The following is a 6,833-nucleotide window of genomic DNA, read 5'->3' on the forward strand; positions in this document are numbered from 1 at the left end:
GCTTATAGCGTTATTCGGTGCTGCTCGGTCGTGCGGTCGTGCTAGTGGCGTGTGAGCTCAAACGGGCTAGTGCAAAGTTCTGAAACGCTAACGCCTAAAAGGTCTGACAATTTAATAGCTTCATTGATAGAAAATGAACAATTGCCTGCCAACCGTGCTTCAAAACTTCTTCGGGTCATGCCGATTTGCTTGGCAATGTCTGAATTGGTTTGCTCCGATTTTGCTTTATAAGCATTGACCCATTCACGGATTGTTTTTGCTTCCAACGCGCCCTCCTCCCATGATTCGTATTCGGTACATTATGTTGATATAAAAAGGGCTGTTGCCCGTTTTCAATTTATGGTGTACCGTATATGGTGCATTGCGTACGCTTACATTATTGTACCGATTCCGGTACTTGTCAAATGTTATGTATTGGAATTTGTTGACCTTGTGGAGTTAGCAGGTAGAGGGGGTTGTCAAAATGTTGTTCAAGGACTTTTTAAGGGCTGAAATGAAACGTAAGGGCGTATCAGTAATAAAAATGGCTGAGGGTTTGCAAACTTCAAGGGGTTACGTTTATCAATTGTTAAACGGTGACGTTAAAGACCCATCTCTCAGTAGATCATTAGAGATTTGTGAGATACTCAACATTTCAATAGATGAGTTAGTAGAAAAGATTAAGCAAGGTGATTCAGATTGATTACCCACATAAAACAAAACGGACGCAACATGTGTTACGCCCGTTTGCCTGATTAGCTAGAGCCAGTATAACAAAAAAGGTGGAATAAACCGGAGCAGGAGGAATCATGGAGTTCGATGAAAAGATTAGCCAGATAGCGGATAAGATCCAGGATTTGGCGGCCAGCATTCAAACTGAAGAAGCGACAAAAACGGCTTTTATCATGCCGTTCATAGGAGAAGTCCTCGGATATGACGTATTCAACCCAAACGAAGTTATACCTGAATTTACCGCTGATGTTGGACTTAAGAAGAACGAGAAAGTAGATTATGCCCTCGTGCTTGATGGTAAAGTGCAAATACTTATCGAGTGTAAAAAAGTGGGTTCTACGCTTTCGCTTGAAAACGCCAGCCAACTATATCGGTACTTCGCATGCACACGAGCGCGTATCGGAGTTCTTACTAACGGTCGTGTCTGGAACTTTTACATGGACATCGACGAGCCAAACCGCATGGATTCAAAGCCTTTTCTGGTCCTCGATTTGCTGGACATAGATAAGAACTTGCTCCCCGAGCTGCAGAAGCTCACAAAGCCGTCGTTCGACATCGACTCAATCGCAAACACTGCTGAGGAACTTAAATACGTAAGCGCGATTAAACGGGTGGTGTCTGACGAATTCAAGGCTCCGTCCTCAGAGCTTGTTCGCCTTTTGGCTTCACGCGTCTACGAAGGTAGGCTGTCAAAAACAGTCCTAGACAAATTCCAGCTTCTCGCTGAGAAGGCTCTCAAAAAGTTTCTAAACGACCAGATAAACGAACGCCTATCTGCGGCACTTGGTGTAGAAAGCGCTGATGATACAGACACAAGCAAAGATGAGCAACAAACAGAAACCCCGGAAGAATCGAACGACCTGGAGGAAAAAGGCGAGATCATAACCACCGTTGAAGAAAAAATGGGCTACAACATCGTGAAGGCAATCGCTTGTTCTGAGGTGTCCCCTGAGAGGATCACTCTGAGAGATTCCAAGTCTTATTGCGCGGTGTTCCTGGATGACAATAACCGCCGTCCGATTGTGCGCTTACTGTTCAACCACAAACAAAAATACATCGTCTTATTCAAGGACGGGCAACAGCAGGCAAAAGAGGCCATTAAGAGCTTAAACGAAATCTACCAATATGCAAAGGTCATTAGAGACGAAGTCCGGTATTTAACAGCTAACCAATAACGTGGTGTGTGACATGAGATTCGGTATGCGCGAGCCAAGCATTATGAAGTCAATCAAGGCGCGGCTTGCGCGTTACTTTAATTGCACGATTGGTGAGTTGTTTGACTTGAAAGAAGGCAATAACGAAGACTATGACAACTGCGAAAATAAGCTGATATACCTGTACCGCAAAATGACGGACGCAAACAAACGCCTATATATTGAGATTGGTGAGTTAATCAAAAAGTCGCAAAGTAAATAAAATAGCGGGTGCACGTATGATTACCCGTTAAAAAAAGCGGAGACCCGTAAGTACATCCGCTTTCTGCTAGAGCGTCCTCTAGCTCACAACAGAAAGTATACCCACGATGAGCATAAGCAAAACAAAATATAATACTTGGCGTGTTTTTGTTGACGTTGGGCGCAACATGCAAGGCAAGCGTTCGCAAGTTACTAAAACATTCAAAACAAAACGCGAGGCGGTTGCATATGAAGCGCATATTAGAGAAAAAACCAGAACAGATGTTCTAGTGCGTGATAAAATACGCCTGAATGAGTATATCCAGCGTTGGTATTTACCAGATATAGAACAACGTGTGCGATATAACACGCTAAAAGAATATAAGCGAGATATTAAGCTACGTATAGTGCCTGTATTAGGTAACTTTTATATAGATGCTATAACGCATCGTGATGTACAACACATGATAGATGAATGCAAAACGCTAAAACTGGGTAAGCGCGCTCGAGATGTACTGCGTCAAATACTCAACCACGCAAAGACAAATACATTTATAAACGAAAACATGGCACAAGGTACTTTCACGTTTCCCGCGCCTAGCATATATCCAGAACAACATAATGGCGCATGGCTAACTAGCTTTGAAGATATAGACACATTTTTAGATAGCCTGCACCATGAATACCTGTATAAAATAGCGCTTTTAGGCTTGTGCTTGGGCTTGCGTAAGGGCGAGATATTCGGACTTGAATGGTCTGATATTGATTTTAATAATCGTTTAGTCCATGTACAACGCACCTGTGTACGCGAGCAAGATGGTTATAAGCTAATGCCGCCAAAAACGCATCAATCAAACCGTTATATACCTATGCGCAAGCGGCTTTATGATGAGTTATACGATGAATACAAGCGCTTAGACAATCCAACGGGGGCTGTAGTGGTCAATCGCTTAGGTGAGCGCATGAGTCCTGCGCACGGCGCTGCGCGGCTTGCTAAATACTTGCGCAGGAATGGGCTTGAGGATATTAGCGTTTTGAACATGCGGCACAGCTTCGCTACGTCATGTCTAAATGCGGGAATAGACGTAACCAAGGTATCTAAATTGCTCGGTCACTCCAATATAACCACAACAGTTAATAGATATGTCCGCTTCAAACCGTCCGACCTTGTTAATGAATTTAGAACTTTATAAAATGCATTGCTAGTCTAGCTTATGTTGACGTTTTGCTACCTGGGGTACGTTGGTCAAAACCTGTCACAAACCTGTCACATACACATTTTGGCGGGTATCCGTGGCAACACGTTGCCGCAGTTAGACACGGTTTGCAACAGTTTGCAACAGTTTGCACTATATAACAAGTTTTTACACTTTAATTATTTTGCATTTGTGCAGGTAAACGCCTTAATTCAAACTAAAAAATGATGGTGGAGATGAAGGGATTCGAACCCTCGGCCTCTGCCTTGCGAAGGCAGCGCTCTCCCAACTGAGCTACATCCCCAAGAAACTAACAGCTGTTATTATCACCATCTCGCTCGAACATGTCAAATATCGCGCTCGACAAAGGACACGATGCAAAACAAAACACAAATCTCGCAGCAACTCGCAGCGAGGCCGAGAAGATGGCTGAGTTTGAAAAGTGTACTGATGAGTCTGGTGAGCGTACACATGAGTTTGAGAATCTACGCCGAAAAGACCGCATTAGGCGCCGCGGCGTCAGGGGCGTCCAGCGCAGCGGCGGGTGCGTCTAGCGCGGATGCGACCGCAATAGGCACAGCAGCGGACGCAACTGCGACGCCCAACGCCACGCCAAGTCACGCGTGCAAGCGCAACCTCATCCGCACCCCCTCTCTCGCTGCGGTTCTTCTCGTCCCGCTTATCGATGCAGCACTGTTTGCGTGGTCGGTGTGGAATCCCTACTGCCGCGTCAACACGCTTTTAGAAGTCAAAGCTATCATTGTTGACAAGCAAACAAGACATGATGAGGTTGAATATTTTATCGAGGATTTGAAAAAGCAGGACTTGTTAACAGCGTTCGATGAAAACGTCTGGCTTAGCATGGTGGACTATCTAACAGTGCATCACGATGGAAAGGCTGAGTTTACTTTCCTTGATGGGAACAAAACAGAACTAAAGCGTTAATCTTATAGGAAATGTTACAAGGCAAAATAAAAGCATATCAGCAAGTCGCTGACGTGCTTTTTTTGCTGTTAAAAGAGTTACAGGTTGAGTATAATAGGGTTAATTGAGTATCGATGGAGAGAATTCCCTATGCGTAATAGTAAAACTTTTAACCTATTTTTAATGGACGGCGAGGTTACTGGGCGTATTAAATGCACGCTTCCTAGTTGGAGTGGTTTAGCTTATAAAGTTCCTAGAAACTATCTAGATAAATGTAAGAATAGAGCACAACTCAAGCAGTGTGGCGTTTATTTTTTGTTTGGCAAGAATGATAATGACGAGGATGAAGTATACATAGGGCAAGCTGGTATCAGGAAAAACGGTGAAGGTGTTCTTTTTAGAGTTAATGAACACCTAAAAGACGATTTTTACTTTAGTGAAGCGGTTATGTTTACGACTAGTGACAATTCTTGGGGACCAACGGAAATAAGTTATCTTGAAAACAAATTTACTAACCTTGCTATTGATACTGATCGTTACAAAGTAAGAAATGGTAATGATCCTAACCCTGGTAATGTGACGGAAGAAAAAGAAGCGGAGTTAGAGGTTTATGTTGAGCAGTTTAAGATGATGCTTGGTGTTTTAGGATATAAGATTTTTGTACCTTTAGTAAAAACGCAAGCATCTGTAGTTGAAGAGCAAGACGATAATGAACTGTTATTAAGTCTTTCTCGAAAGATTAAGCGATCGCATAAGACCATAGAAGCACATTGCAAACGAACGAATGAGGGATTTGTGGTATTAGCAAGAAGCCAGATTGAAGAAACAGATTCTGATGCCATCCCAGATACCATAAAAGAGCTAAGACAGCGTTGCAAACAAAATAACGAAATTAAAGACGGTGAGCTCACCAAGAATTATTTATTTAAGAGTCCATCTTATGCCGCTGCATTTGTTTTAGGAATGACAACAAACGGTAAGACCGCCTGGAAAACGGAAGATGGCAAATCGCTTAAAGATTTAGAAGAAATGGAAATCTAAAAGCGTTATGTGTAAATAATTAAGGTGGTAGTAATACCGTCTTTTTTGATGCCTAAAAAGGTTTCAGAATTTAAGGTTAAATTTTCAGAGTTCTAAGCTAAGGTTTCAGGATTCCTATGAATAGTTTCAGAGTTATAAAGGCAAAGTTTCATTGTATCCAACACGTAATGAAACTAGAGATAACTTTACAGGAAATGATACAAAGCCCAGTGGCTGTAGCCTAGAAAAACACTGTAAATAAGGGCTTATTGTAGGTTGATGAAACAGAAGAACGTGAATGCAAGTCCGGCGTGAATTGACGCTGGATTTTTTCTTTTTTAGGGGTGTCTTTTTGCTTTTAGGGGTGTGTGCTATTTAGACAAGGGTGTGTTCTTTTGCTTTTAGGGGGGGTGCTTTTTACTTCTTAGGGGGGCTATCAGTACTTGACTTATTCCGGAGGCTGAGTGTGATTTGGCTGTATGAGGGAAGATATCAACGCTCTAGTGTCGAGTGCACAGGATGTTAACGTTAAAAAGTGCACCCACTTTGCACCCAGCTGGTGAAGTGGAGTTATGTGATTATTAAACAAAACACAAGGTAAAATTTAACTTGAAATTATCTTATCTTGTTTTACATTGTTGAGTCGTTTTATATCTTTTGGTCAAATACTTCTGGCATATTCAAGATCATATTTTGAGCTTCGTTTCTGACACTAATATTAGGGCACTCTAAAAGAGTTCTTTTTAGTTTACACTGACCATTTTCCGCATTTATTAAATATTCTTTGTGGTGCTTGAGATAAGTTGCTGTTTCGCGGCTGAATCCAATTCTCTGCAGAATAATGGTTTCAGCGTTAGTTGTTCCATACTCAACGTATTCGTACCAGTCGTTAGGAAAAGAAGTTACTTTATGTATTCTTTTATATTCATTAGAAAACTTTAAGAAATAGTTCGATAGACTGAAAAGTATGATATTATCAATTACTTCAAGGGTATCAGCAAAAAGAATATTGCGAAATTCTATCGTATCTTGGTATGTAGCTATTTGAGTTTTATTAATCCAAAAGTTATCTGGGTGCCCTCGATGATACTCAATGCCTTCATTTATGATATTGTTTAGTCCGAATCCAGAAATCCACTGCATTAGGAGCACACCATACCAGCTTAATTTTTTATGCTGTCCGTTAGTTACTTTTCCTAATGTAGAAAATTCATATTGTTCCCACTTAAAGATAGTACATAATTTTTCAAGGAACTTCATTATATCAGTGTAATGAAAGTGACCATCACGCCGTTGTGGATATTGTAGACCATCTATTATTGCTTTAGAAAGAGCAGCTGTCTGATCAGAAGAAATATTAATATCGTCATCTGGTACAAAACCATTTTCAGAAAGTTTAGATTTTATATTTTTTTCGTCTGTAGGAGTTAATAAGTCGGAAAATGACTGACGCACGAAACTGTTGTTATTTGTAACGATGTCTTTTGCTAGAATCAGACCAAACTTTCTAGTCAGCTCATATGATTCTTCACTTTGATTATTTTTTCTTTTTTCTGTGAGGAAGGGGTTTGAGTGTCGCAGTTGCTTT

General features: G+C 41.3%; 7 protein-coding genes and 1 tRNA gene. 5 read left to right on the top strand and 3 right to left on the bottom strand.

The annotated features are described in order from the left end of the window. Positions 1-41: 41 nt before the first annotated feature. Positions 42-266 carry a helix-turn-helix domain-containing protein gene (locus HMPREF3192_RS04245; RefSeq protein WP_066305709.1) on the bottom strand — a complete coding sequence of 75 codons (225 nt, stop codon included), beginning with the start codon at positions 264-266 and terminating at the stop codon, positions 42-44. 227 nt (positions 267-493) lie between these two features. On the opposite strand from HMPREF3192_RS04245, the gene HMPREF3192_RS07130 reads away from it, so the two are divergent. The 3 genes from HMPREF3192_RS07130 (at position 494) to HMPREF3192_RS04265 (ending at position 3,298) form a co-directional block, all read left to right on the top strand. After that, on the top strand, positions 494-682 hold the full coding sequence (locus HMPREF3192_RS07130) for a helix-turn-helix domain-containing protein (protein ID WP_407921948.1): 189 nt from the start codon (positions 494-496) through the stop codon (positions 680-682). A 106-nt stretch (positions 683-788) separates the two neighbouring features. Next, positions 789-1,886: a type I restriction endonuclease gene (locus tag HMPREF3192_RS04255; protein WP_066305714.1), complete on the top strand. Its 1,098-nt coding sequence runs from the start codon at positions 789-791 to the stop codon at positions 1,884-1,886. Between the two features lie 347 nt (positions 1,887-2,233). Further along, positions 2,234-3,298, top strand: a complete 1,065-nt coding sequence (locus HMPREF3192_RS04265) for a site-specific integrase (RefSeq protein ID WP_066305716.1) — start codon at positions 2,234-2,236, stop codon at positions 3,296-3,298. 231 nt (positions 3,299-3,529) lie between these two features. On the opposite strand, the gene HMPREF3192_RS04270 is transcribed toward HMPREF3192_RS04265, so the two are convergent. Further along, positions 3,530-3,605 (bottom strand) — tRNA-Ala (locus HMPREF3192_RS04270). Positions 3,606-3,772: 167 nt separating this feature from the next. Between HMPREF3192_RS04270 and HMPREF3192_RS06640 the strand changes: the two genes are divergently transcribed. Both HMPREF3192_RS06640 and HMPREF3192_RS04280 read left to right on the top strand, forming a co-directional pair. Continuing rightward, positions 3,773-4,246, top strand: a complete 474-nt coding sequence (locus HMPREF3192_RS06640) for a YhgE/Pip domain-containing protein (protein WP_156422868.1) — start codon at positions 3,773-3,775, stop codon at positions 4,244-4,246. Between the two features lie 129 nt (positions 4,247-4,375). Next, positions 4,376-5,266 carry a GIY-YIG nuclease family protein gene (locus HMPREF3192_RS04280; RefSeq protein WP_066305718.1) on the top strand — a complete coding sequence of 297 codons (891 nt, stop codon included), beginning with the start codon at positions 4,376-4,378 and terminating at the stop codon, positions 5,264-5,266. Positions 5,267-5,893: 627 nt separating this feature from the next. On the opposite strand, the gene HMPREF3192_RS06940 is transcribed toward HMPREF3192_RS04280, so the two are convergent. Beyond that, the coding region (locus HMPREF3192_RS06940; RefSeq protein ID WP_197414564.1) for a hypothetical protein at positions 5,894-6,833 on the bottom strand (940 nt) is incomplete at its 5' end.

The organism is Atopobium deltae (genome assembly GCF_001552785.1).
In the GTDB taxonomy this organism is placed as follows: domain Bacteria; phylum Actinomycetota; class Coriobacteriia; order Coriobacteriales; family Atopobiaceae; genus Atopobium; species Atopobium deltae.